Origin of the sequence: Williamsia sp. 1138, from assembly GCF_002095435.2 — a bacterium.
Classification (GTDB): Bacteria; Actinomycetota; Actinomycetes; order Mycobacteriales; family Mycobacteriaceae; genus Williamsia.
Genome location: NZ_MJEJ02000032.1, coordinates 23,106 through 50,005, shown reverse-complemented (window position 1 = coordinate 50,005; position 26,900 = coordinate 23,106). Strand labels below are relative to the sequence as shown.

Sequence of the window (26,900 nt, the reverse complement as noted above, 5' to 3'; positions counted from 1 at the left end):
TGTGCGGGGTAACGAAATCTGGATCATCACCGATCTCTGTATGCAGCATGAAACCCCTGTGCGCATTTAAGTACGGTCATCTGATCTTTAATGTCACGGATAACCCATCCGCTGTTGCCTTCAGCCCGAACGACTACCGAGATACAGACCGACTGCACAACGACAACCACGGGAGGGGCGTTGTGAAGCGAGCCTTGAGCAGTACAGATATGAGTTTTCCTTATACCGGGGACGACAAGATCATCACCACAACTGAACTTACGGAACTGGATTCGCCGGTCGACATCGATCACACCTTCGCGATGACGGAAGCCCAGCGGGGCATCTGGTACGCGCACCAGTTTGATTCTGAAGTCCCGCTTTCGGTTTCGGCCTATGTCGAGTTCCGCGGCCCGATGGACCTCGAGGCCCTGGCGAAGGCCGTGCACTACACCGCTTCCGAGACCGAATCCGGTTTGCTGCGCGTGGTGGAAACCGACGCCGAGCCACGCTTGTACGTCGACCGTGACCTGGATGTTCCGCTGCAGTTCATCGATCTGCGGAGCGAGTCGGATCCCCATGAACGCGCGATGGAATTCATGACCGCGCACCGCACCAAGCCCGTCGACCTGCAGACAGACCGGTTACTCGAGGTCTTCCTCTTCGAACTCGGTGAAGACCATCGCATCTTCTACTGCTGGGGCCACCACCTGGCCTTCGACGGCTACGCCGCGATGTTCATGATGACCGCCGTCGGGCAGCGCTACGGCGCCCTGCTCGACGGACGTGAGTACACACCCATGACGTCCGCGACCATGTCCGAGATCTCAGAGCTCGATCACGCGTATCGCGCATCCGAGGAGTTCACCTCCGACCGCGAGTACTGGAAGCAGCAGCTCGACAACATCGATCCCGAGGTCGCCGAGACCGCACGCGCCTCGCTCTCCCGGACCGAGACGGTCCGCGGCACCGCCACCGCGGAAGACGCGTCCGCATCTGCCATCGCGCGCATCGAGTACGGCCAACTGAGCTCGGAGCTCGCCGCCACGCTGCGGGCGGTCGCCGCCGACAACGGCGTCAGGCCCGCATCGGTGATCACCGCTGCGGCAGCGCTGTACCTCGCGGGTTACACCGGCCGCAACCAGACGGTCATCAGTCTGCCGGTGGCAGCGCGAACGTCGGATCTGATGCGTACGAGCGCCGGGATGACGTCCAACGTACTGCCCATCGGCGTCTCTGCGACCCCGCAGATGACGATCGCCGAGCTGCTCACCCACGCCAACTTCCAGATCAAGCATGCCCTCAAGCACCAGCGGTTCCGGCACGAGGACATCTTGCGCGACCTCCTCGGTGACAACGGATCGGAACGTGAGTTCTTCGGTCCCATGGTCAACGTGATGCTGTTCTTCAGCCACATCGATTTCGGACCGGTCAGCGGCGAGGTGCACCTGCTCTCGACCGGGCCGGTGGAAGACCTCTCGGTCAACGTGTACGAGAACTTCGGCAGCGACGAGATCATGTTCGACCTCGAGGCGAACCCCAACCGCTACACGAACGACGAGGTGCGCGAACACCATCGTCGGCTCGAGGCACTGCTCGAGTCGCTGGTCACCAGCGATCCGCAGACCACCGTGGCGCATCTCGACATCGTTCGGCCCGATGAGCGCCGGCAGGTGCTCTCCGACTGGAACGCCACCGCCGCCGACTTCTCCGCAGGCACACTCACCGAGCTTCTCGACGACGCAGCAGCTCTGCACCGCGACTCCCCGGCGCTGGTCGACGCCGATGCCGCCGGTGCCGCGCTGACCTACGGTGAACTCTCATCCAGCGCGAGTGCTCTCGCCCGGCGTCTGATCGGTCTGGGCGTCGGCCCCGAGTCGGTGGTCGCGGTGATGATCCCGCGCAGCCTCGAACAGGTGGTGGCGATACACGCCGTCATCAAGGCCGGCGCCGCCTATCTGCCGATCAATCCCGACGATCCGGCTGACCGAATCGAACACATCCTCACCACGGCCACCCCGGCGCTGGCGCTCGTCGGACCCGGCCACCAGGCCCTCCCGGTGCAGGCCGTCACAGTGGATGTCGACGAACTCCGCGCAACACCGGGTGATCCGGTCACCGACGCCGATCGCATCTCTCCCCTGCGGCCGGCCCATCCCGCGTATGTCATCTTCACCTCGGGCTCGACGGGCAAACCGAAGGGCGTCAGCGTGAGTCACGCTGCCATCGCCAACCGGTTGCAGTGGATGCAGGCGGAATACGGGCTCGATCGGCACGACCGCGTGATCCAGAAGACCCCGGCCACCTTCGACGTGTCCGTCTGGGAATTCTTCTGGCCACTGATGACGGGCGCCGCACTCGTCGTTCCCACACCGGACGGCCATCGCGACCCGTGGTACCTGCGCGACGTGATCAGCAGGCACCACGTCACCGTTGCCCACTTTGTCCCTTCGATGCTCGCGACCTTCGTCTCGGCGTTCGAATCGGGAGTCCGGCCGGACGAGGGCACCCTCGAATCCCTGCGCCTGGTGTTCACCAGCGGCGAAGCCCTCAGCACCCCCACCGCTGTCCGCTTCGGCACCATCAGTTCGGCCCCGGTCCACAATCTCTACGGCCCGACCGAAGCTGCAGTGGACGTCACCTTCCAGAACAACAGCGCCGCATCCGAGGGTTCGTCCGTCCCCATCGGACGACCGGTGGCCAATACCGCGGTCTACGTGCTCGACCAACAGCTGCGCCCGCAACCCGTCGGCGCCATCGGCGAGCTCTATCTCGCCGGCGACCAGCTCGCCCGCGGGTATGTACAGCGCCCCGACCTGACCGCCGACCGCTTCGTCGCCAATCCTCATCAGCCCGGCCGCCGGATGTACCGTTCCGGAGACCTCGTCAGGTGGCGCGCCGACGGCAGCCTCGACTACATCGGACGCAGCGACTTCCAAGTCAAGATCCGCGGGCAGCGCATCGAGCTCGGCGAGGTCCAGGCCGCCCTCGATGCGGTGACCGGAGTCCACGAGGCCGTCGTCATCGCCCGCACCGACGCGGCCACCGCGGATACCATGCTCGTCGGTTATGTCACCGGTTCGGCGATGCCGGACGCTTGGGCCATCCGCGCGGCCCTGCGTGAAACCCTGCCCGAGTTCATGATTCCGGCCGCCATTGTCGAACTCGACGAGATACCCACCACCTCGAACGGCAAACTGGACCGGCGCGCACTGCCGGAGCCACAGTTCGAGGCCGCCGAACTCGTCGACCAGCAGCCGGCCGACGACCTCGAATTGGCCCTGTGCCAATTGTTCTCGTCCATACTCGGACGCGAGAGCACCGGCGCGGGAACGTCGTTCTTCGACCTCGGTGGCAACTCGTTGCTGGCCACGAAAGTGGTCTCCCGGCTCAGCGCGATGGTGGGCGCACGAATCGGGATCAAGACGCTTTTCAACGCACCCACACCCGCCGATCTCGCCGCGGCGCTGCGGGAGATGGGCATCGACGAGAAGCAGATCGCTCCCGATCGGCGCAGCGCGATTCCGCTGGCGCCGGCCGACATCGACCGCATCCCGCTGTCTGCCGCCCAGCAGCGGGTCTGGTTCATCAACCGATCGGACCCGGAATCGGGCGCGTACAACATCCCGTTCCGGCTCAAGCTTCGCGGCGAACTGGACGTGGACGCCCTCGGTCTGGCGCTGCGAGACGTCGTCGAGCGGCAGCAGATCCTGCGCACGGTCTTTCCCCTCGACGAACAGGGCCCCTTCCAGCGAGTTCTGTCCACAGATGAGGTGTCGAAGGAACTCACCGTGACGCCGGTCGCAGTGGAACCGGCTCAGGCAGAACGCGTTTCCCGCGATATCGCCGGCGAAGGCTTTGATCTCAGCGAACAGATCCCGCTTCGGGTCACGTTGCTTCAGGTGAGCGATGATGAGCACCGTTTGGTGATCGTCCTGCACCACATCGCCGCGGATGGGCTGTCCCTGCCACCGCTGGCCCACGACATCTCCGTCGCCTACGCAGCGCGGCAGGCGGGGCAGGCCCCAGAGTGGGCACCCCTGCCGATCCAGTACAGCGACTTCAGTGTGTGGCAGCAGGACCAGCTGACCGATGCAAGAGACGCCGATTCCATTGCTGCGCAACTGGAATACTGGGTGAATACCCTGTCCGACATCCCTGCGCAGACAGAACTGCCCATCGACCGGCCACGCCCGGCCAACCCGACCATGCGCGCGGGTGGCCACAGCGTGACACTCGATGCCGGGGTCCACCGCGGCCTGCTCGCGTTGTCGGGTGCCCCCGGCGAACAGACCATGTTCACCGTCGTCCACGCGCTGATCGCCACCCTGCTACGCCGGATGGCCGCCGACGATGACATCTCGGTCGGAACCCCGGTCGGCGGCCGCGGCGACGACGCCCTCGACCAACTCGTCGGCATGTTCGTCAACACCGTGGTGTTGCGGGCGCCGGTGAGCAAGTCGGATACGTTCTCAGACCTCCTCACCCGGCTGCAGGCGGTGACCCTCGACGCGCTCGCTCATGCCGACGCCCCGTTCGAGCAGGTCGTACAAGAAGTCAACCCGGACCGGTCGAATCCCGCCCACCCGCTCTTTCAGGTCAGCATCGCGGTCAACGAGAACTCACGCGTCACCATCGAGTTGCCCGGCGTCAGTGTGGATGCCGCGCCCATCCCGACCGGTTTGATCAAGTTCGACATGCAGTTCACGATCACCGAGCACCTCGACGATCGAGGTGAACCGGCCGGCGTAGAGGTCGAGATCGAGTACGCCTCGGATCTGTTCGACAACTCGACCATCCGAGCACTGGGTAAACGCCTGCAGCGACTCGCCCGCGGAATCCTGGCACATCCGACGCGTCCGATCGGCGACATCGGCATTCTTGGTCGCGGCGAGGAAGCATCTCTGGTGCCTGCCACCGGACCCACGCCGCGCCGTCCGCGGACGTTGCCCGGAATCCTCGCTGCCGCAGTCGAGGAGAATCCGTACGCCATCGCGGTTCGCGGTACGCGCGATCAACTCACCTATGCAGAGCTCGACGCCCGCTCCGATGCGCTCGCCCATCTGTTGATCGGCCAAGGCATCGGTCCGGAAGACTTTGTCGCGGTGGCAATCCCGCGATCGATCCACTGGATCGTCGCCCTCTGGGCAACGGCGAAGACCGGTGCTGCCTGGGTGCCGGTCGATCCCAAGTACCCGATGGAGCGCATCAACCACATCGTCTCCGACTCTGGTGCACGACTGTGCCTGACGATCAGCGAAGCACCGGTCACCCCTGGGGACACCCCCACGATGGCGGTCGACCATCCCGAGCTACTCGAGCGACTGCGCACTGCGTCCGCCCGTCCCGTCACCGACTCCGATCGGACCGCCACGCTCACGTTGGACAACCCGGCGTATCTGATCTACACCTCCGGAACCACCGGCACCCCGAAGGGCGTGGTGGTCAGCCACCACGGACTGGTCGATTTCACCACGGAGCAGGTCCAGCGATTCCGGGTCGAACCAGACAGTGTCACACTGCATTTCGCGTCACCCAGCTTCGACGCATCAGTCCTGGAAGTACTGATGGCCGTAGGCGGAGCCGCGACGATGGTCATCGCTCCACCCCACATCCTCGGCGGCAACGAACTGCAGGAGGTGCTCGCCGACGCCTCGGTCACCCACGCCTTCGTGACCCCGTCCGTCCTGGCGACAATGGACCCCGGTTCTCTGCCGGCCCTGTCCACCGTGATCATCGGTGGCGAACATCCGAACCCGGAAGTCGTGTCCCGCTGGGCACGAGATCGCAGTCTGTTCAACGCATACGGTCCGACGGAGGCGACGGTGGCCGCCACCATCTCGGCCCCCATCGTCCCCGAGAGCGCGCTCAGCATCGGCGGTCCGGTGCGGGGCATGGATCTGTTGGTGCTCGACGAGCGACTGCAGCCGGTACCCGTCGGCGCAGTCGGCGAGCTCTACCTGGCGGGCGGCCATCTCGCCCGCGGCTACCATCGCCGCACCCGCCGCACATCGGAATCGTTCTTGGCAAACCCCTTCGGACGCGACGGCGACCGGATGTACCGGACCGGCGATCTGGTGCGCTGGACGTCGGCAGCCGAACTCGAGTTCCTGGGCCGGGCGGACAGCCAGGTCAAGGTACGCGGATTCCGCATCGAACTCGGCGAGATCGACGCGGCTCTGGTCCGCGACGACCTCGTCGCCGAGGCGGTGACCATCGCCCGCCCGGGCCGGGACGGCTCCACCGAACTGGTGTCGTATGTCAGCCCTGCCCGCGCGCAGACCCTGCAATCCGATTCCCTCCGAGATCGATTGACCCGCCAGCTACCGGGACACATGGTGCCCCGGATCATCATGGTCATCGACAAGCTGCCGGTGACCCCGAGCGGCAAGATCGACTACCGCGCACTGCCCGAACCGTCGCGTGGCGCCGGGGACACCTCCACCGACAACGGTGGCAGCCCTCGTGGTCGGCGCGAGCTGGAGGTCGCAGCAATATTCGCCGAGGTCATCGGCCGCGACGCTGCTCAGATCGGCCGCGCCGAAGACTTCTTCGAGATGGGCGGCAACTCGTTGATGGCCACTCAGGTCGTCGCGCGACTGGAGACGTCGATGGGCCGACGCGTACCGGTCCGCACCCTGTTCGACAATCCGACCATCTCGCGGCTGGCCCGCGCCTGCTCGTCGTCCGACAGTGAGCAGATCGCGCCACTGCCCGAACTCGTCGCGCGTGATCGGCCCGACACCGGTCTCGACTCGGTGCCCGCGCTGGCCGCGTCACGCCTGTGGTTCCTCAACCGCCTCGAGCCGGAATCCGGTGCCTACAACATCGCGTTCGCCGTCGGCCTCGAAGGCGACCTGAACGTGCAGGCCCTCCAGCAGGCACTGTCGGATGTGACCGACCGTCACGAACCGCTACGCACGATCTATCCCGAAGACGACGGCAAGCCGCAGGTCCGCGTGCTGACCGCGCCGACCTTCGATCTGACCGCCCGCGAGATCGCCCCCACCGAGCTGGCGGATCACCAGAGCGGCTTGGCTGCACAGGGATTCGATCTCCGCAGTGAGCATCCGATCCGGGCCGAATTGGCGAAGACCGGCGATCAGCACCACGTGCTGACCATGGTGATCCATCACATCGCCGCCGACGGCTGGTCTTTACGCCCCCTCGCCACAGACCTCGCTCAGGCCTACCAGGCGCGCAGCGGCGGTCAGGCGCCCGAGTACACGCCGTTGCCCGTCCGGTTCCGCGATTTCGCGGAATGGCAACGCGCAGCTCTGGGTGACGATCACGATCAGGACAGTCGGGTCAACTCACTTCTCGATTGGTGGCGCGGCACCTTGGCCGGGGTCCGCAGGCAGTCGATGCTCCCCGAGACCTTCACCGGCCTCAACGGCAGCGGGACAGTCGATTTCAGTGTCGACCCCGCCATCGTGCAGCGCCTGAACGAGGTTGCTCGCTCCCGCGACGCCAGCCTGTTCATGGTCATGCACAGTGCCCTGGCCACACTGCTGCACCGCCTCAGCACCGATCCGGCCGTACACCTCGAAGGCGCTGATTCCGACGTCGTGATCGGCAGCCCCGTCGCCGGCCGCGATCATCCCCAGCTGGCCGAATTGGTCGGTATGTTCGTCAACACCGTGGTGCTCCGCACCCTGGTTCCGGGGCACACCTCGTTCGCCGACCTGGTCGACCGGGTTCGCGACAACGACATCGATGCGTTCTCCCACGCGGATGTGCCCTATGACCAGCTGGCAGCAGCGGTTGCGGGCGATCGCCGCCAGCAGGATCCGCTGGTCAGGGTTGCCCTTGCCTTCGCCGAGGACGGCGGGCCTGATCTCGCACTGGGCGACCTCCGCGCCGAGGTATCCGAAATCGATACCGCCGGAACCCGGTTCGACCTCGAGCTTCGCGTCACCGGTGCATCGATGCGGCTCACCTACGCTCGCGGCAAGTATCGCCGCGACACCGTCGAGGCAATGGCGCAGCGCTTCACCCGGATCCTGGAGGCAGTTGCCGCCGACCCCGGTATCTCGGTCGACGACATCGACATCCTGGCCGAGTCCGAATGGCCCGCGGCCGATGTGTCGGTGGACGAGCAGGGCGATGCATGGTCGGACAACGAGATCCTCCTTCCCGACCTGCTCGCCGACGCCAGCTCGCGTAACCCCGACGCGGTGGCGCTCGAGTTCGAGCCCGGTCAGTGGTCCACCCCCGGCGCGGCGAGCGATCAGCGTGCGCTGACCTACCGCGAGCTCGACGAGTGGTCGAACCGCTGGGCGCGCTACCTACTCAGTCTCGAGATCGGGCCGGAAGATGTGGTCCCGATCGCGCTGAGCCGCAGCGCCGCCTCGGTGGCCGCCCTCTGGGCGATCACCAAGACCGGTGCGGCCTTCGTGCCCGTCGATCCCGCCTACCCGGCCGAGCGGATCGAGCACATGATCGCCGATTGCGGAGCCACCGTCGGCATCACCGACGAGGTGACCGCACCCGATCTGCCGACCGGTGTCCGGTGGATCAGTCTCGACGGGCAGCTCGGCGCTGCAGTGGAGACCATGAGTGGACGCAGGCTCAAGCGCCAGCGCTGGGCCACACCGGACAACATCGCCTACATCATCTACACCTCGGGGTCGACGGGCGTACCCAAGGGCGTCGCCGTCACCCACCGCGGATTGGCTCCGCTCGCCACCGAGCAACGTGAGCGCTACGGCATCGGGACCGATTCTCGCACCTTGCATTTCGCATCACCCAGCTTCGACGCGTCCATCCTCGAACTGCTGCTCGCCGTGTCCTCCGGTGCGACGATGGTCATCGCACCCCGCATCTACGGCGGAACCGAGCTGGAGAACTTCCTACGAGACCAGCGCATCACGCACGCCTTCATCACCCCGGCAGCGCTGGCCACCGTTCCGGGAACGGATTTGCCGGCGCTGCGGGCACTGGCCGTCGGCGGCGAGGCCTGCGGCCCCGAACTGGTCGAGAAGTGGGCGCCCGGCCGCACGTTCCTCAACGCCTACGGTCCGACCGAGACCACGGTCGTCTCATTGATGGCTGAGTTGCACACCGCGTCTGAGGGAACAGGACACACCGTCATACCGATCGGCACCCCCGTACGCGGCGAGCGAGCACTCCTGCTCGACGCCCGCTTGCGTCCGGTCCCGGCAGGCGTCCCCGGCGAGCTGTACCTGAGCGGTGCGGGCGTTGCCCGCGGCTACCTGCAACGGGCAGGTCTGACCGCAACCCGATTCGTCGCCAGCCCGTTCGGCGATTCCGGCGAAGTGCTCTACCGGACCGGCGACGTCGTCGTGTCCGATCCCGACGGCGTCATCACCTACCTCGGCCGCAGTGACAGCCAGATCAAGCTGCGCGGCTTCCGCATCGAACTCGGCGAGATCAACGCGGCACTCACCGCCCGCCCCGACATCCGTTTCGCGGTGACGGTCGTGCGGGGCCACGGTGAAGGTGCAAGCCTCGCAAGCTATGTCGTACCCGAGGAGAACGTCGGCGGATCCCTCGACCTCGAGGACGTCCGTCGCCACCTGCAGTCGCGACTTCCGCGGCATCAGGTACCGGCATCGATCACCTCCATCGACGAGGTACCGCTGACACCCAACGGCAAGTTGGACAGCAAGGCCCTGCCCGAACCTGCGGCGGTGAACCGAACCGAGCGACGCCCCGTCACCGGCGACACCCAGCAGTCGCTGGCCGAGCTGTTCGCCGACGTTCTCGGGGTTCCGGCCGACCAGGTGGGGGCCGACGACGACTTCTTCGAACTCGGCGGCACCTCGCTGACCGCCACCCAGCTGATCAGCCGGATCAATCGTTCGCTCGGCACGGACCTGCCCGTGAAGGTCGTCTTCGATCACCCGACCGTCAGCGATCTTGCCCAGTTCGCTTCCGAGGGCGACACCTCTGCAGGCGCCGAACGCACCCCGCTGACCGGCGCAGCCGAACACGTGACCAGCGCGCCGCTGTCGCTGGCCCAACGTCGTCTGTGGTTCCTCGCGAGCACCGATCCCGAATCCGCTGCCTACAACGTCCCGTTCGCGGTGGACTTCCACGGCGAACTGTCCGTGGACGCCCTGAGGTCGGCCCTCATCGACCTGCTGGACCGGCACGAGAGTCTGCGCACCCTGTTCCCCGAGGTGGGCGGCGAGGCCGTGCAGGTTCCGGAACCGGACGCCGCGAAGGTAGTGGGCAATCGCCTCCCGGTGGAGCACCACGACGACGCAGATCGCGACGAACTGGTGCTGGCCACGGCCGCACAGGGGTTCGACCTGGCCACGCAGGCCCCGGTTCGCTTCCGGTTGCTCCGCACCGGGCCGTTGAGTCACACCCTGGTGGTGGTGGTGCATCACATCGCCGCTGACGGTTGGTCACTCCCGACCCTCCTGGGCGATCTGATGACCGCGTACCGGGCACGTATCGCCGATGCCGCGCCGGAATTCGAACCGCTGCCGGTGAGTTACATCGACCACACGCTCTGGCAACACGCCACCGTGGGATCGCCCGAAGACCCCGAGAGCGCCGCGCACCGTCAGCTCGAGTACTGGCAAGGCGTATTGCAGGGCGCTCCCACCGATTCCACGATCCCCTCCCTCACCGAGAACGCGATGGGAGTAGCCGGCGCCGAACCCGATCGCAGTGGCGGGAACACCGTCCTGACCATCGACGACGATCTGCGCGGTGCGATAGCAGACCTGGCCCGGCACGAAGGTGTCAGCCCGTTCATGCTCATGCACGCTGCGCTCGCCGTGCTGATGTACCGGATGGGAGCGGGTTCCGACGTACTCATCGGCACCCCGGTCGCCGGACGGTTCGAACCCGAACTGCAACGGGTGGTCGGCATGTTCGTCAACACCCTTGCATTGCGTAGCTCGCTCGACCCGACCTCGTCGTTCACCACCCTGCTCTCGGAGATCCGCGAAAGCGACCTCGAAGCTCTTGCACACGTGGACGTACCGTTCGACGACGTGGTCGCAGCGGTGAATCCGCAGCGCGTGGTCGGCCGGCATCCGCTCTTCCAGATCGCGTTGTCGGTACACGATTGGTCCGAGAGCAGCCTCGGCGGCGACCTCGACGCCGGCCCCGGCCTGTCGGCACAGGTCACCGAGGTCGACACCCCGACAGTCAAGTTCGATTTGCAGTTCACCGTCACCGGGATCAACCCCGGTGCGGACGGTCAGGCCCGGATCAAGATGACCTACGCGAATGAGCTCTACGACGAGCGGACCGCGGAAGCCATTGCCGGGCGCCTCGTGCGGGTGTTGCGTGCCGTCACCGACACCCCCGAACGGCCGATCGGCGACACCCCGGTCACAGACTTCGTCGAAGAAGCGACCCTGGCACCGGTACGCGGCCTACCCGCGCCCCGGCCGCGGTCGTTGGCCGAGTTGTTCGCCGCAGCGGTGCGCGACAATCCCGACGGCACGGCGTTGATCGATGCGCACACCAGCGTCAGCTATCGAGAGGTCGACTACCGGTCGAACAAGCTGGCCCGGTTGTTGCTCCGTCGGGGCCTGGGACCCGACTCGCTGGTGGCCATGGCCATCCCGCGTTCTGTGGACTCGATCATCGCGACGCTGGCGATCACGAAGACGGGTGCGGCGTTCCTCCCTGTCGACCCGTCCTACCCGTCCGCCCGCATCGAACACATGTTGTCCGACAGCCGGGTTCGCGTCGGCATCACGATGGCCGAGCACGCACAGTCGTTGCCCGCGGCAGTGGACTGGTTCGTCCTCGACGACTCCGCAGTGCACGGCGCCACCACCGCGCTGTCGGCACTGCCACTGACGCGTGATGAGATCGGCGACGGGATCCGGCACGAGCAACTGGCCTACATCATCTACACGTCCGGGTCCACCGGCCGGCCGAAGGGCGTGATGGTGTCCCATCGCGGTCTCGCCGCGGTGCACGATGAGCTCAAGGCCAAAATGTGCCCCGAATCCGCTTCGCGGGTACTGCATTTCGCGTCACCGAGTTTCGATGCGTCGGTACTCGAGATGCTGATGGCGATCTCGGGTCGTGCAGCGCTGGTCATCAGTCCGGTCGACATCTACGGCGGCGAGCAGCTGGCCGACTTCCTCGAACTCAGCGCGGTGACGCACGCATTCATCACCCCGGCGGCCCTGGCGAGTCTCGACCACCGTCGAGTTCGCGGCCTGCGGACGATTGCCGTCGGCGGCGAGAGCTTCGGACGCGACCTGGTCCGAAAGTGGTCGGACGGCCGCACAATGTTGAATGTCTACGGGCCGACCGAGACGACTGTCATCACCACCTGCAGCAACCCGCTGACCCCCGAGGGACCGATCACGATCGGTTCTCCCAACCGCGGTGTCCGGGCACTGGTGCTCGACAACCGACTGCATCCGACCCCCGTCGGCGTGGCCGGCGAGCTCTACCTCATCGGCGATCAGGTGACCCGCGGATACTTCGGTCGTCCCGATCTGACGTCGGCACGGTTCGTCGCCAATCCGACCGGGGTGGGCGGCGAGCGGATGTACCGCACCGGTGACGTCGTTCGGTGGACCGCTGCCCGGACGCTGCAGTACATCGGCCGAAGCGACGATCAGGTGCAGGTGCGCGGCTTCCGCATCGAACTCGGCGAGATCGATGCAGTTCTCGCCGGATTCGACGAGGTCCGGCACTCCACGACCATCGTGGACGGCGACTCGGACCGGCAGGCACGTCTGCTGAGCTACATCGTCACCACAGACGGAGTCGACGTGGACACCGCGTCGCTGCGAGAGCAGTTGTCGCACAAACTTCCTCGGCACATGGTGCCGTCGGCGATCACGGTTCTCGACGAGATCCCCATGACGCCGGTCGGCAAACTCGACAAAGCTGCTCTGCCGAAACCTGAGGTGTCGACCACGACGGGGCGCGCGCCCGCACCCGGCACGGAGACCCTCGTGGCAGCCGCGTTCGCGACGGCGCTCGATCTCGAGACGGTCACCGCTAACGATGGCTTCTTCGACCTCGGCGGCAACTCGCTCTTGGCCACCAAGGTGATCGCCACGCTGCGGGAGGAAGCCGGCATCGCGGTTCCCGTCGGCTGGATGTTCAGTGACTCGACCACCGAGGAGCTCGCAGCCCGCATCGACAGTGAACGACACCGGGCAGCGAACGAGCCGGATGCGGCGCCGGCTGAACCCGCCGATGATCCGGCGCTGGCCCCGCTGCTGTCGCTGCGTGCCACCGGCACCCGGCATCCGGTGTTCGCCGTACATCCCGCACTGGGCGTCGCCTGGAGCTACACCTCGCTGCTCCCGCATCTCGATACCGACCAGCCGCTGTACGGGTTGCAGAACCCCGCGTTGTCCGGTGGGCCGAGGTTGCGCTCGGTGCCGGATCTGGCGGATTTCTATGTGCAGCAGCTCCGTTCGGTGCAGCCCCAGGGGCCCTATCATCTGGTCGGCTGGTCGCTGGGTGGTTCGATCGTCCACGAGATGGCGGTTCAGCTCCGTGAACAGGGCCAACGGGTGGACCTGCTGATGTTGCTCGACTCGTACGTGATCCCGGGCAGGCCGGAGCTCAACGTCGAACCTTCGGTCGGAGAACTACTCGAGGAGTTCGGTTTCTCCGATGTCCGCGAGGCCCTCGGTCACGACATGGACGCCGACCTGAGCATCGAGCAGGCGACGGAGATCGTCCACAAAGCCGAAGGACCACTGGCCCACCTGTCGGTGGCCGCTCTCGAATCGCTGTACGAGGCATACGTGGCGGCGACTGCAGTCGCCCGGGAGTGGACACCGCGGCGCTACGACGGTGACGTCGTATTCGTCACTGCAGCAGAGGATCCGCCTGCGGGGCAACCCGCGATCGAGGATTGGCGGGAGCATGTCTCGGGCGGCATCGATCACATCACCGCGCCGTGCCGGCACAGCCAGCTCCTCGACTCCGACCACGTCGCCCCGGTGGCCGACGCTCTGCGCCGTCACCTCGATGCCCTCTCCGGGGCACACCGGGCCCACGACGCGACCACAGACAAGTTCCACAGTGCCGACAAGTACGAATCAGCCAGGGAGAGGACACATCATGATGAATCCATTCGATGACGAGCGGGGTACGTTCCGCGTTCTGGTCAACCATGAGGGCCAGCACTCCCTGTGGCCGGACTTCGCGCCGGTACCCGGTGGCTGGACCTCGCAGCACGGGCCCTCGGGCCGAGAGGACTGCCTGCAGTACGTCGAGGACAACTGGCGCGACATCGCGCCGACGAGCCTCAAGCAGTCCATGTCCGAACGCAAGCACGGAGCCCGCGCGGTTCGCGACGACAAGTGGTGGATCAATGGATGAACATGCGATCGAGGTCTCCGGGCTGACCAAGACCTTCGGTGGCAAGTTCGGTCGCGGTGAACCCCATCGCGCCCTCGGGGGCGTCGACCTGCAGGTCAAGCGGGGTACCGTACACGCTCTCCTCGGACCCAACGGGGCCGGCAAGACCACGACCGTGCGGGTGATCTCCACCCTGCTCAAACCCGACGAGGGCACGGTCACCGTGCTGGGCACCGATGCGCTGGCCGATCCCGCCAAGGTTCGGCGCAGCATCGGGGTATCGGGACAGTACGCCGCGGTGGACGGGAACCTGACCGGCTGGGAGAACCTCCGCATGGTCGCGCGTCTGTACGGCCTCAAACGGAAGGCCGCGGGCGCCCGCGCCGACGAACTGATCAACGACTTCCGGCTCAGCGACGCACGAGATAGACCGTCGCGCACCTATTCCGGAGGCATGCGTCGGCGGCTCGACCTCGCCGGCTCACTGATCGCGAGGCCCGGCGTCGTCATTCTCGACGAGCCCACCACCGGCCTCGACCCACGCGGACGCCGCGAGATGTGGGCACTGATCGAGAACCTCGTCAGTACGGGCACCAGCGTGCTCCTGACCACGCAGTACCTCGAAGAGGCCGATGCCCTGGCCGACATCATCACCGTCATCGACAAGGGAGTGGTGGTCGCCAAGGGAACCGCCGCCGAATTGAAGGCCGCGTCCCAGTCCACCCTGCTGACGGTGGAAGTCTCTCAGGGTTACGACCGTGACCGGCTCATCTCGGTGCTGACCGAATACGGATCCGGCGAACCGTACAGTCACGCGCACTCGATGGCGTGGCATGTTCCTGTCGCGCACGGCAACGCCAGCGCAGCCGTGATCATCCAGGCGCTGTCCGAGACGGGCGTGACCGTATCGGACTTCACCGTCGATGCCCCCACGCTCGACGACGTCTTCTTGAACCTGACGTCGACCACCCCCGACAAGAACGAGGAGCGTGCTGCGTGACGACCACATCTGCACAGCCGACTCCTGACGCCACGAAGAAGGCGAAAGAGAAGCAGGAGAAGCCGAACAAGGTGACCGCGACGTCGATGGGCTCTGAGGACTTCCTTCCCGCGAAAGGTGGCGGGCTGTTCTCCGACAGTTCGGTCATGGCGGGACGAAACCTGCTGACCATCCGCCGGGTGCCGACGCTGCTGGTGAGCGCCACGGTGCAGCCCTTCATGTTCGTCTTCTTGTTTGCGTACGTGTTCGGTGCAACCCTGGGTGGCGCGTCGTACCGCGAGTTCCTGATGGCGGGAATCTTTACGCAGACAGTTGTTTTCAACTCCGCCTTCACCACTGTCGGACTTGCCCAAGACTTGCAGTCCGGCATTGTGGATCGTCTGCGAACGCTGCCCATGTGGTCGCTGGCGGTAGTTCTCGGCCGGACACTCTCCGATCTCCTGGTCAGCATCGTCAGCGTCGCGGTCATGGCACTGTGTGGTCTGGTCATCGGCTGGAGGATCCGTGGCAGCGCGCTCGACGCGTTGATCGCTCTCGGCCTGATCCTGTTGCTCGCCTTCGCGATGTCGTGGGTCGGCGCGTTCTCCGGCCTCATGGCACCCAATGTCGAGGTCGCGCAGAGCGTCGGCTTCGTGTGGATGTTCCCGATGACGTTCCTCTCGAGCGCGTTCATCTCGGCGCAGAGCCTGCCCGGGCCGCTCAAGACAATCGCAGAGTGGAACCCGATCACCGCCGTGGCCACCGCATCTCGGCAGTTGCTCGGCAACGCGGCACCCGCCGACTTCCCGCAGGCGACGGGCTGGGTTGCCGACAATGCTGTGCTCTATTCAGTGCTCACGTGCGCCGCGATCCTGCTCGTGTTCGTGCCGCTGTCGCTGTGGCGTTACCGCTCGGTCGCCAGCCACTAGCCCGATCTTGGTGGGTTCTGGCGACCATTTCCGCAGGTCAGCATCACCAGAACCCACCAATTCCGGGTGCCCGGGCAGGTCAGTAGTCGGACTCGGCCGCCACGATCTCGGCAAGGAAGGCGTCGGCGGGCGGGGCCGCGAGGCGCGCCCGCACGAAGGCCCGCGCCCGTTCGCGGGCTTGTACCGGTTCCGATACCGCCGCCCCCACCGTCAGTGCGGTCGACGACCAATCATGGCCCCACAACTCTGACTCCGATGGAGTGTCTTCACCGGTTCGGAGCGCGATTCTGGCGGCACCACTGCCGTCCAGTTCGGCTGCGCCGACGATCCCACCCGACCGCAACGTGACGGCGATACCCGAAGGGTCGCCTCCGATCACCATCGTCCGGACGACCGCTGTTGCCGTGGCGTCGCCGAAATCGTTCGGGACCAGCCATTCCGCTGTGTTCTCGGCGGCATCGAAGGTGTGCGGCGGAACCGCGCCCCATTTGATGGTGGCCGTACCCCGCGCGATCCCGTCGAGATTCGAGCCGGTCGGGTTGCCGGCCGCGAGGGCGTACTCGTCCTGTCGGCCGACTCCTGCCGGTGCGTGCAGATCCGACTTGTCCAGCGCGTCCGCGAGATCGAGCCACAGCGCCGAGTCAGGGCCCGCGGCGGCGCCCGTCTCTTCCACCAACTCGACCGCACGCGAGACAAGTTGCACGACCCGGTGATCGCCGCCGCGTACGTGCCGGGTCAGGGCTGCCGCGTGCGGCGCCAGCAATGCGGCCACATCTGAGTCGAAGGTGTCGGCAGGAAAGAAATGTTGGGCATCCGCCGTGAGTGTTGCGACCTCGGCATCGAGAAGGGCTGCGTCCAGCGGTCCGATCGCGTCGCGAACACTGGTCGGCCACCAGCGGCGCAGCCAGTGCCCGAGCGCGAGCCGCTGCGGCACCTCGAGTGCGCCTGCGACAATCTCGACGCCACCGATCTCGAGGGAGCCGGGCCCGACAGCCGGATCTGCCATGCCCGCGGCGAGGGCGATGTGGCCGGCTTCCCCGACCACGTGCCACAGCCAATCCGCCTGATCGTGATCGAGAAAGGTGATCTGAGGCGGGCCTGTCACATCAACAGTCCATGACATCACTGCGTCACCGACCTCGAGTACGGCGACCAACGGCGGCCCTTCGGTGTCTGCACCGATTGTCCACAGTCCCGATTGCACGTGCAGCCTCATATCACCGCCGCACCCGAAGCCGGGGCCAGTTCATTCTCCAGCATCGCCTTGATGCGCTGGCGCTGGTCCAGACTCGCCGATCGCGCCACCCCATCCAGAAGCGCTCGGACATCGTCGACGTCGGCGCATGTTTCCTGCCACACGTCGCGACCATGCAATCTGGCCCACAGCCGGCTCAGGTAGGGACGGGCGAAGGCCCGGAGATCATCGACCACCCGCTGCTGGCGCGGGTGCAATGCCGCTCCCCCGGCAAGGCAGCGCCGCGCATGCAGCACGTACGCCTCTTTGCGCAACCGCGCTTGGATCTGCATCGCCAAATCAGTGGTGGGACCGTGCTTCTCATCGAGGGGTGCCAGGTCGACAGCGACCTCGATGCCGGCGATCAACGTGGCCTGTCGATCTTCGCCGAGTAGCCCCCACGGCGCACAAGCGCGATCCACCTCCTCGTCGCACAGCAGTGGGACGTCAGGGAGCTCCGTCTGGTCGAGACCGCGGCGCAGGGTGGCGCGGACCCGCTCGGCAACCGTGCGATCGAGCGGCCGCTCGCCTCGCTGTTCTCCGATGACGGTCGGACGTTGCTGTGGGGCAGACGAACTCAGACCGACGTCGACGATAGACCACGGGAGCACTGCCACCTCGTCCCGAGCGAACGCCCCCAGGTTGAACGGTGTCTCGTCGGCGATGAGCGCCGACCACACCCGCTGCCGGGCGCCGCGGGAGCGGTGATCGTCTGCACGCCCCAGCACTGCGGACAGACCCGAGAGAAACGGCCCCGTGATAGCGCCGCCCGGCGACACGTCATTCCAGCTGTCTTCCAGTTGCCGGGCGAGTTTGTCCACCACCACCGGATCCGACAGGTGATCGGTGAGAACCGCACCAGCAGTTCGGTCCCGGTTCCCATGTAGTTCGCGCAGTATCGTCTCTGCGACGGTATCTGCATCGGCCGGCGGCTCCCCCGCGGTGACGGCGAGTTCGAAACAGACCGGAAAGTACATCTCCTGGGCATTACCGGTGGTGATCCGGAGCCGCCTGCGCGCCTTCTTCAGGTGGGTGAACCACCGAGCGGTCAGCAATAGTTCGCGGCCATGGGCTGCGATCAATGCGTCGACATCGACCGCTGCCTCGCCCGTGAGAATCGGGGTGGAGAACTGCGGATTCACGCGCAGCCGCAACACCAGCGGATCGAGGATGCGTTTGACAGTGCGACGAAGCGGTCCCCCGTCTGAACTACTGAGCACATCGAGCCCAGGACCGATGCGACGCCATGCCTCGTCGATCACCGCCCTGCGCGGACGGGCCACCGACACGTCGGTCGACACTTGCAGCCCCGTACTCATCAGGCGATCGTAGACCGAGGCCGCCGGGCGGACCAGTACCGAACTTGGGATCGGTAGCCGCCGGCGGACGAGAACCTTGTCTCATGCGAACACGACTTTCTCACCTGAAGACCACTGTGACGACCCCGATCTCTCACCGCCGCACCGCGGCAAATGAGCGCGCTCTCGTGATCGGCGTCGGGACGGTGTCCGGCACCGCAGACCGATCTCCCGGCGCCGCCGTGGCCGTCGACGTCGAAACCGTCTCAGGCGAGCGGTTCCGTGGGGCTCTCACAACCTCCACCTGCCACGGCACTCCGCTCGACCTGAGGCCCGGAGTGGTGGTCGCGGTCAGGTTCGATCCAGACCGGCCCACCGATCTCGCCCTCGCCGACGACATGATCGCAGCGCGTGCGGCGTTCGACCACATGCTGATCCGTAAAGGACTGACGACCACCGAGAAGATCGACCTCGTTCGACGGGGAAACCGATCCCAGGGCGTCGTGACCGCAATGCGTGTCACCGGCGCCGTGATCGAGGACCATCGGGAGATCACTGTCGACCTCATGGTCAGCAAGACCGACGGCGGACAGTTCGCCTCCCGTGAAACCGCCTTCATTCCAGCCACATCCGTGAATGCGGTGACGCCGGGGAGCGTGGTCGCCGTCTACTATCGCACTGCAGACGAATCGACGATCGCGATCACCGTCGCCAAGGCCTGACACCAGATGCTGGCTGAATGTCGCACACGGGAACAGTTTCGGAGTTCGTCGCCCAAGGCTCACACTATGGAATTGTCAATGTTCTAGCTGCACAAGTGTTCACCGGTGCTGCGGTAGTAGCTTGGGACTGCGTCGTCGACGTAGTTTCTCGTAAATCTGTGGGCCGTCAGGCGGCGAGTGGTTCGGTGGTCATGGTGCGGCGGGCATGGGAGCGCAGCGGTTCTGTGGTGCCCGGTTTGATGAACCAGGGGTGTCCGTCGTGGCCGATGAACACGGCCCAGCCTTTGTGGTGGATATAGTTGTGGTGCCGGCGGCACAGCAGAACGGTGTTGGCCAGGCTCGTCTCGCCGCCTTCGCTCCAGAACTTGATGTGATGCGCGTCCGTCCAACCGGCGGGGCAGCCGCAGCCAGGAAACGCACATCCCTTGTCCCGCACCGTAAGTGCTTTTCTGATTGCTGTTGTGACAGTGCGGTGTTCACGTCCCACGTCCAGCGGCACCCCGTTGTTGTCGAGCACGATCTTGGTGATCACCGCATCACAGGCGATTGTCTGCGCGGTGGCGGTCGAGACCGGCCCGGTCCACTCAAACGACGGCGCTGGCGTGGGTGTCGTGGCGCCTGGGATGCCGTTCAACTGCAACGCCAGCAGTTGCTCAGCGGAGACCGTCATCGTCACTCGCGGTTTCACGCCACCCTCGGTGGGCCGGTCCTGATGGGCGAAGAAAGAGTCCAGGACCTTGCCGAGCGCTTCGGCGAGACGTTGCGGTGTGGTGCGGGGATCGGGTGATCCGTCGGGTTCGGGAACGGGCTTGGCCAGCGGTCGCAATGCGGTGGCCAGTTTCTCCCCGACAGTCTTGTCGAGATCGAGGGTGCCGTGGGTGCGCCCATCATCACCAGTCCCGAACGTCACCTCATTTAACTCGTCGTTCTCGGCGTCCGGGATCTCTTTATCCGGCGGGGACAGGGCAATCGCCATGTCGTGGGCCCGTTCGACGACCGCGGCCGGCGTGAAGATACGGGCTTCGGTCAACAAACCACGGATGCAGTCAGCACGATCAGCCTCTGACAGGTCCGGGTCGCGTCGGTCGATGTGGTTCAATCCCTTCACGATTGCGTCCACGTGTTCTGCGGACAGGGTCCCGTCCACGGCGTACGCAGCGACCGAGGGGACGGAGACAAGGGCGCGGCCGACGCGGACATAGCGTTGCGCGACGGCTGGTGAGACCTGCACCGACTGCAGTAGTGCCGCGGTCGAGTCCGCGCCGAGTGTCTTGGCGACCCCCCGTTTGTCGAGGTCGCCGGTGAAGCGAAACAACAACGCATCGAGCACGTTCTTGGCCCGCAACGCAAAGACGGTTTCGTCAGACAATGCCAGATCGTCGAGTGAGGTGAGCAGCAGTGGATCTGCCGCCATTGTTGATAGGTGTTCGAACAGCCCCCGGAAGTCCATGGGATGAATGTACCGCGCTTTTTGGGTTAGCACAAGTGTTCGATTCTGTTTATTAGATTGTGTTGCAACGTCTTTCGATGTTCAGAGGACTGCCCGCAACCAGAATATCAAAGGGGTCTGACATCGTCGGCGCGAGCGAAAAGGGCACGCTCGATGTCCAAAGGGGCACGCTCGGCGCGAGTTTCGGCACGCTCGGCGTTCGGTAGGGCACGCTCGGCGCGAGTTTCGGCACGGTCGACGGTGATCACGACGGCAGAGTCTGATTCGCGCGCACGACAAAAGTCACGAGCGCCCCCCAGTAGATCGGGTGGGCGCTCTGATCCCCCTCCCGCCACCGCCGCATCTGCGCCCGTTGCCAGCGACCGACGGAGCGTGCCGCGTCATCGGCCCGGTGTGCGGTATCGACCGCGACGATCAGTTCCGCCATCAGGTCGGTGTCCTCGGTGGCTGCGTCCCGTGAGAATCGCCGGTAACCGGCATTCGTCGGCAGTGACCACAGGGTGGCCGTGACGACCTCCGCGCCGGAGAGGATCACCGCGGCAACCATGCCCGTCGCTTCGTCGAACCGGTAGTCACTGCCAGATGCGCAGGCGACCAAGGCCACCCGCGGCGGCATCGGCCACCGAGACGTATCCGCCAACAGATCGGCCGCGGTGAACGGGCGGTGTGTTCCCACCGCATCGGCGTATCCGGGAATGGCCTCGGGGCAGGCCAGGTGGATCGCAGCGCGCTCGGCGTACCCGGCGTCGCCGGGCGCCGCACTCGCGTGTCCGACGAACAGCAGGCGGCTTGGTTCGTCCTTCAACATTCTCGACAACCAGTTCCGGTCGATGTCGCTGCGCCGGAACAACTCCACTGCAGACCCGACATCAGGAAGGGCGGGCTCGGACTCGAGGATCCCTGCGAAATGCTGCGCGACAGGACTTGACGATGAAGGTCGTCCCAGGACCGACCCGAGTGGAGAATCTGGGCGCTGACCGGGCACGCGCGGATCAAGAATCAACACCGGCGGGTTGTGGCACCGGTCTTCCCAGCTCATTGCGCGCCGCGGCGCCCGAACGATGTTGACGGGCGGTGCCATCACCACATCGGCGATCTCCATCAGTCGGTAACCATCGGTCAGCTCGGCAATGTCCGGAAGTTCCGGGCCGACACCTGATTCGGCGGGCGCGGTCTCGACCGACCCGTTCGTCACGGGTGACGCAGTCGGCACCGCAAGCATCGCGAAAGGCGTCTGCGCGAGACGCGCAGTGGGAGTGACGAACAGCGTCGGCCGCGGATCCGCGACGCATTCCGACAGCAATGCCCACGCCTCTTCGGAGAGCAGGAGCGATCCCAGGTGGTACGACCAACGCAACTCTGCGTCGGGCGACGCCAGCGGACCGGCCGTCAACGCCCTGCCGACCGCGTCCTCGGTCGTCTCTTCCCCATGCGGTACCGGTAACGCCGCATCGAGTTCCTCCGCCACCGCGGTCAGGTGCGAGTCCGCCACCACCCACGTCACCGTCCGCGTGGGATCGCCCACGACCCGCAGACTGCCGTAGGTCGCGACCCCCACATCGGCAAACCTGAGCACCAGGGTGACACCACCGACGCCGTTCACGGCCACGTCGCCCAGAGAGGGTCGGAGCTGGTGACCACGCGGCCATAACGCCCTTGCGCCAGCGCGCGATATCGCGCCAGCACGGCCGGCCCCGCCGGATCCATCTGCAGTGACGGCAACGGCCCGAGCCTGGTCAACGCCGACGGGGTGGCGACGGCAGTACCCCCCGCGAACGCTGCCTCGGAGATGTCGGCCATTGCGGGGGTCGCGGCGGTCGCTGTCACCTCCCAGTCGGCAACCATCGAGGGGTCAGGTTCGGTGGTGAAAGTACCTCGAGCACTCTGGTATTCGATGAGTTCTGCCACCAGTGCCACGTTCTCCCACTCCCAGGCAACGGCAAACGCCCCGGCGAGCACCGGGGCCGAGACCGCCGCTGTCCAGCGCAGCCGGGCAGTCGCATCAGCGAGGGTGTGCCGCACGCTGTCGACCGCCAGAGCCGCGGGAATCTTCAGGTCCGCGGCACGTTCGAACTTCGGCATCGCCCTGTCGTAACCCTCGGTGCCGGGCGCCGCGTCTACGACGCCACGCGATCCGGCCAGTCTCGCCTCCAGCTCGCGCCACCCCTCGTCGGGTTCACCCGCCCCATCAAATCCCATGTCCGCCAGTGCTTCCGCACGCCATGCCGAACCGAGCAGATCGTCGAGCCTAGCGTACTGGAGCCACGTGGATCGCGGGCTCGAGTCGAGCATGGCGCGGGCCTGTTCGATGGCGTCGCGCGCCTGTGCGTAGCGGCCGCGAAAGATGTCGATCCAACTGCGCTGCAGCAGTATCCGACTTACGTGCAGCGGCCTGCCGAGTTCTTCCCAGTGGCGTTGGGCGTGCTGGAAGCACTCGTCGGCCGCTTCCAGTGCGCCCGCCGCCATCCGGGTGAGCCCGAAGTACAGCCAGCATCGTGAGACATCATGGGCGATTGCATGCTGTGCGATGACCGGGTAGGCAAGCGTGAGAAGACGTTCGGTGTCCACGACATCAGATCGCGACCACGCCGCCGCTGACCGCTCCAACAGCACTCGCGCCGAGGCCAAGCCCCATCCGCGCCGCTCCGCTCTGGCGCCTGCGCGACGCAGGTACGGCTCTGCCTCGTGCAGGCGTCCCGTCTCCACACAGAACCGTCCATATCCGATTCCGACGAGTACCCAGAGGTGGTCGGACTCGGCGGTCCGCTCGCTCTCGTCGAGAGCGGCGAGCACCGCGTCCCACAGGATCTCCGCGCTGACGTGATCGTCGTCGTCGGCTAGCGCGACTGCGCAGCTGATGCGGGCCCGCATGATCAGTTCGAGGGCTTCGCCGGCAAGATTGGGAGCGGAGCCGGAATTGCTCTGTCCGATCAACTCGGCGAGACCCGCAGCCGCCGCCTCGTGGTCACCGGCCGCGGCGGCGAGCCCGATCTCCAGGTGATCTGCCCGACGGGTGTACCGGATGACCATCTCGTCGACGACCGCAGCAGGAAGTGTCACCTGCGCCGCGTCCTTCGAGTACGGGTCCGCGGCGATCTGAACATAGATCGAGACACAGTCTCGAATTCGTCGAACACATTCTGCGACACCGTCGTAGGCGCTTCGGACGAGATACACCTCGCCCAGCTGCGCGAACACTTCGAGCGCCAGGTCATCTCTGTCCAACTCCACGATCTGCGGCATCAGCGACAACAACAGAGCCTGTGCGCCGGCCTGATCATCGGCAAACGCCAGCTGGCGTGCACGCTCGAGCTCACCCGGAACCGACATGAAGGCATCCTATTGAGGGCGGGATCACCGGGACAAGAAGGCGGCGGGCGTGCACTGCACGCCCGCCGCCACCCGAGAAGAGTTGATCAGTTGCAGGTGACCTTGATCGTGAACTCTTTCTTGATCATTCCTGCGGTCGGGTTCTTCATGTCCGCGCCCTCGGCCTCACCGGTGATCGTGTAGGTGTCACCGTCGACCGAGACCTCGGCGGAACCGACCGCCATACCCATGCTGTCCGAGACCGCCAGCGCGCTGCCGTCGACGACCAGACCCAGCGACTCCACCTTGGGAGTGGCCTCGTCGGTCATCACGACCGCGACACCCTGCTGGCCGCCGGAGGATCCGCTGGCCACGTTGATCTTGCCGGCCTGCTTGACGCAGGTGACCGAGTCCAGATCGACACCCGCAAGGTCCTTGCCCTCCACCTTGACCTCGGTGTTGCCGCTGGTCGAGATCTCGGTTCCGCCTGTCTGAGCGGTGCTCGCTGCCGGGGTAGCGGCGGGGCTGCTGTCACTGCTGCTGCTGTCATCAGAACAGGCCGACAAGATTCCGACTGCGGCGATCAGTCCGACGGTGGCTGCGAGGACTCGTTTCATTGGTCTTCCCTTTCGTTGATGCGTCGCCTGAAGTGGCGCCGTCATGAGAGAAGTACAAACCGCACCCTCGGCTACCGATCCCAATTTTCCTCTCACCGCTGACGGCGAGGATCTGGTCAGTCGCGACTCCCAGGAGCATTGTTGCCCTGCATCTGCCCAGGTATCCGCGTTCGCCGATATCCGCGCACGATGTCTCCCCAGAAGTCAGTCAATGACACGACAGCTCGGTCCCGAGCTCTTGACCTGCGAGGTTCAACTCTGCGAGAGCGAGTCGCCCAACAACCGAGCGAAGTTCGAGATCCCGGCCTCCTCGGTATCCACCTGCTCGGCCCGACGAACCCGCCCGCCGAGAAGCGCCGCCAGCTCGCCGGTCGCCCGTTCGACCCGATCTGCCAATGTCGCCGTATCGCCTGATCCTGCCGCCCAGTCCTCGGATGCCGCGTAGACGCCGCTCGGGACAACCACCGCGCGCAGGTAGGCGAACAGCGGTCGCAGGGCGTGGTCGAGCACCATCGAATGCCGCGGACTACCGCCCGTGGCGGCGATCAGTACCGGTTTGCCCACGAACGTGTCCTTGTCGACGATGTCGAAGAAGGACTTGAACAGCCCACTGTACGAGGCGTTGAACACCGGGGTCGCAGCGATCACCGCATCCGCCTCCTCGACGGCACGGACCGCGTCCCGGGCACCACCGATCGCAAAACCACTCAGCATGCCCTGGGCCACGTCCACCGCGATGTCCCGCAGGTCGATCACGTCCACCTGCACGGATTCCAGTTGCCCGGCAATCGAATTCGCGAGACGATCAGCCAGCAGTCGCGTCGACGACGGCTCGCTCACACCCGCACTGACAACCGCGATACGCACGATGCTCATCAACCGACCGCCTCGACGCCGGCGAGCGTCCGGGCTGCCACCAACGATGTGTGCGTCGGGGCATCGGGAACATCCGCGGGCCGGCCTTCGGCGAATCCTGCACGCAGATCAGGTAATACCTCACCCAGAAGGTCGAGTTGCTCCAGAGCGGTCTTCAGCGGCAGACCCGCGTGGTCGACCAGGAACAGCTGACGCTGATAGTCGCCGAAGTGTTCGCGGAAGGTCAGCGTCTTGTCGACGAACTCCTGCGGACTACCGACGGTCAGCGGGGTCTGCTCCGTGAACTCCTCGAGCGAGGGCCCGTGCCCGTAGACCGGCGCGTTGTCGAAATAGGGACGGAACTCGTTGACCGCATCCTGCGACTTCGGGCGGATGAAGAACTGACCACCGAGCCCGACGATCGCCTGCGAAGCGGTGCCGTGACCATAGTGCTCGAAGCGCTCCCGATAGAACCCGATCAACTGCTTGTAATGCTCTGTGGGCCAGAAGATGTGGTTCGCGAAGAAGCCGTCGCCGTAATAGGCTGCCTGCTCCGCGATCTCCGGGCTGCGGATGGAGCCGTGCCAGACGAACGGCGGCTCATCGTCGAGTGGACGCGGCGTCGAGGTGAATGACGTCAGCGGGGTGCGGAACTTGCCCTGCCAGTCCACGTTCTCCTCACGCCACAATCGGCGAAGGAGATGATAGTTCTCGATGGCCAGCGGGATGCCCTGACGGATATCCTTGCCGAACCACGGATAGACCGGACCGGTGTTGCCGCGGCCCAGCATGAGGTCAACCCGGCCGTCGGCGAGATGCTGGAGCATCGCGAAGTCTTCGGCGATCTTCACCGGGTCGTTCGTTGTGATCAGCGTCGTCGACGTCGACAACTGCAGGGTCTCGGTCTGCGCAGCGATGTATCCGAGCATCGTCGTGGGTGACGACGGGACGAACGGTTTGTTGTGGTGCTCGCCGGTGGCGAACACGTCGAGTCCGATGTCCTCGGCCTTCTTGGCCAACGCGACCATCGCCTTGATGCGCTCGTTCTCGGTCGGCTCGAGGCCGGTGGTGGGGTCGACGGTGACGTCACCGACGGTGAAGATTCCGAATTGCATGATGCCTACCTCCTAGGTTGGAAGCTACAATCACACTAACCGGACCGCGGTCCGATTTATTTCATCGTTCCCGACCATCCGACTGTCACAATCCGGTGCGGTATGAAAATACCGGCCATGTCGGCTACAGTGGTAT

The 26,900-nt window shown here is 65.7% G+C and carries 13 protein-coding genes; 5 read left to right on the top strand and 8 right to left on the bottom strand.

The window, feature by feature from the left end; all coding sequences use genetic code 11:
- Positions 1-209 precede the first annotated feature (209 nt).
- The 4 genes from BH683_RS06215 to BH683_RS06200 all read left to right on the top strand — a co-directional run bounded on the left by BH683_RS06215 (position 210) and on the right by BH683_RS06200 (position 16,164).
- Complete coding sequence (locus BH683_RS06215) at positions 210-14,036, top strand: non-ribosomal peptide synthetase (protein ID WP_168186980.1); 13,827 nt, start codon at positions 210-212, stop codon at positions 14,034-14,036.
- Positions 14,017-14,277: an MbtH family protein gene (locus BH683_RS06210; RefSeq protein WP_084835404.1), complete on the top strand. Its 261-nt coding sequence runs from the start codon at positions 14,017-14,019 to the stop codon at positions 14,275-14,277. The genes BH683_RS06215 and BH683_RS06210 overlap by 20 nt, the downstream gene beginning before the upstream one ends.
- Complete coding sequence (locus BH683_RS06205) at positions 14,270-15,256, top strand: ATP-binding cassette domain-containing protein (protein ID WP_084835403.1); 987 nt, start codon at positions 14,270-14,272, stop codon at positions 15,254-15,256. Before BH683_RS06210 ends, BH683_RS06205 begins: the two co-directional genes overlap by 8 nt.
- Before the next feature lie 125 nt (positions 15,257-15,381).
- Positions 15,382-16,164, top strand: coding sequence for an ABC transporter permease (locus tag BH683_RS06200; protein ID WP_084835474.1), 783 nt, complete (start codon positions 15,382-15,384; stop codon positions 16,162-16,164).
- Between the two features lie 79 nt (positions 16,165-16,243).
- Here BH683_RS06200 and BH683_RS06195 read toward each other — a convergent pair whose 3' ends face one another.
- Together BH683_RS06195 and BH683_RS06190 are read right to left on the bottom strand one after the other, a co-directional pair.
- On the bottom strand, positions 16,244-17,368 hold the full coding sequence (locus BH683_RS06195; RefSeq protein WP_348639213.1) for a hypothetical protein: 1,125 nt from the start codon (positions 17,366-17,368) through the stop codon (positions 16,244-16,246).
- Positions 17,369-17,376: 8 nt separating this feature from the next.
- On the bottom strand, positions 17,377-18,717 hold the full coding sequence (locus tag BH683_RS06190) for a hypothetical protein (protein WP_084835401.1): 1,341 nt from the start codon (positions 18,715-18,717) through the stop codon (positions 17,377-17,379).
- A gap of 83 nt (positions 18,718-18,800) precedes the next feature.
- Here BH683_RS06190 and BH683_RS28820 point away from each other — a divergent pair, with 83 nt between their 5' ends.
- On the top strand, positions 18,801-19,418 hold the full coding sequence (locus tag BH683_RS28820; RefSeq protein WP_210405168.1) for a hypothetical protein: 618 nt from the start codon (positions 18,801-18,803) through the stop codon (positions 19,416-19,418).
- Positions 19,419-19,584: 166 nt separating this feature from the next.
- On the opposite strand, the gene BH683_RS06180 is transcribed toward BH683_RS28820, so the two are convergent.
- The 6 genes from BH683_RS06180 to BH683_RS06155 form a co-directional block, all read right to left on the bottom strand.
- Positions 19,585-20,868: an HNH endonuclease signature motif containing protein gene (locus BH683_RS06180; protein ID WP_246833214.1), complete on the bottom strand. Its 1,284-nt coding sequence runs from the start codon at positions 20,866-20,868 to the stop codon at positions 19,585-19,587.
- A gap of 244 nt (positions 20,869-21,112) precedes the next feature.
- Complete coding sequence (locus BH683_RS06175) at positions 21,113-22,477, bottom strand: CHAT domain-containing protein (protein ID WP_094647288.1); 1,365 nt, start codon at positions 22,475-22,477, stop codon at positions 21,113-21,115.
- Complete coding sequence (locus BH683_RS06170) at positions 22,468-24,198, bottom strand: hypothetical protein (RefSeq protein ID WP_084835398.1); 1,731 nt, start codon at positions 24,196-24,198, stop codon at positions 22,468-22,470. The genes BH683_RS06175 and BH683_RS06170 overlap by 10 nt, the downstream gene beginning before the upstream one ends.
- Before the next feature lie 86 nt (positions 24,199-24,284).
- Positions 24,285-24,794 (bottom strand): lipoprotein LpqH, encoded by a 510-nt coding sequence (locus tag BH683_RS06165; RefSeq protein WP_084835397.1) that lies wholly within the window; start codon positions 24,792-24,794, stop codon positions 24,285-24,287.
- A 252-nt stretch (positions 24,795-25,046) separates the two neighbouring features.
- Positions 25,047-25,670, bottom strand: a complete 624-nt coding sequence (locus tag BH683_RS06160) for an FMN reductase (RefSeq protein ID WP_084835396.1) — start codon at positions 25,668-25,670, stop codon at positions 25,047-25,049.
- Positions 25,670-26,764 (bottom strand): LLM class flavin-dependent oxidoreductase, encoded by a 1,095-nt coding sequence (locus BH683_RS06155; protein ID WP_084835395.1) that lies wholly within the window; start codon positions 26,762-26,764, stop codon positions 25,670-25,672. The genes BH683_RS06160 and BH683_RS06155 overlap by 1 nt, the downstream gene beginning before the upstream one ends.
- Between the last annotated feature and the right edge of the window lie 136 nt (positions 26,765-26,900).

What these genes read in the sequence shown, in the direction of transcription:
- BH683_RS06205 (WP_084835403.1), top strand. Translation starts at nt 14,270, where the DNA reads ATGGATGAACATGCGATCGAGGTCTCCGGGCTGACCAAGACCTTCGGT.
- BH683_RS06155 (WP_084835395.1), bottom strand. Translation starts at nt 26,764, where the DNA reads ATGCAATTCGGAATCTTCACCGTCGGTGACGTCACCGTCGACCCCACC.
- BH683_RS06170 (WP_084835398.1), bottom strand. Translation starts at nt 24,198, where the DNA reads ATGTCGGTTCCGGGTGAGCTCGAGCGTGCACGCCAGCTGGCGTTTGCC.
- BH683_RS06180 (WP_246833214.1), bottom strand. Translation starts at nt 20,868, where the DNA reads ATGGACTTCCGGGGGCTGTTCGAACACCTATCAACAATGGCGGCAGAT.
- BH683_RS06215 (WP_168186980.1), top strand. Translation starts at nt 210, where the DNA reads ATGAGTTTTCCTTATACCGGGGACGACAAGATCATCACCACAACTGAA.
- BH683_RS28820 (WP_210405168.1), top strand. Translation starts at nt 18,801, where the DNA reads ATGCGAACACGACTTTCTCACCTGAAGACCACTGTGACGACCCCGATC.
- BH683_RS06210 (WP_084835404.1), top strand. Translation starts at nt 14,017, where the DNA reads ATGATGAATCCATTCGATGACGAGCGGGGTACGTTCCGCGTTCTGGTC.
- BH683_RS06190 (WP_084835401.1), bottom strand. Translation starts at nt 18,717, where the DNA reads ATGAGTACGGGGCTGCAAGTGTCGACCGACGTGTCGGTGGCCCGTCCG.
- BH683_RS06165 (WP_084835397.1), bottom strand. Translation starts at nt 24,794, where the DNA reads ATGAAACGAGTCCTCGCAGCCACCGTCGGACTGATCGCCGCAGTCGGA.
- BH683_RS06160 (WP_084835396.1), bottom strand. Translation starts at nt 25,670, where the DNA reads ATGAGCATCGTGCGTATCGCGGTTGTCAGTGCGGGTGTGAGCGAGCCG.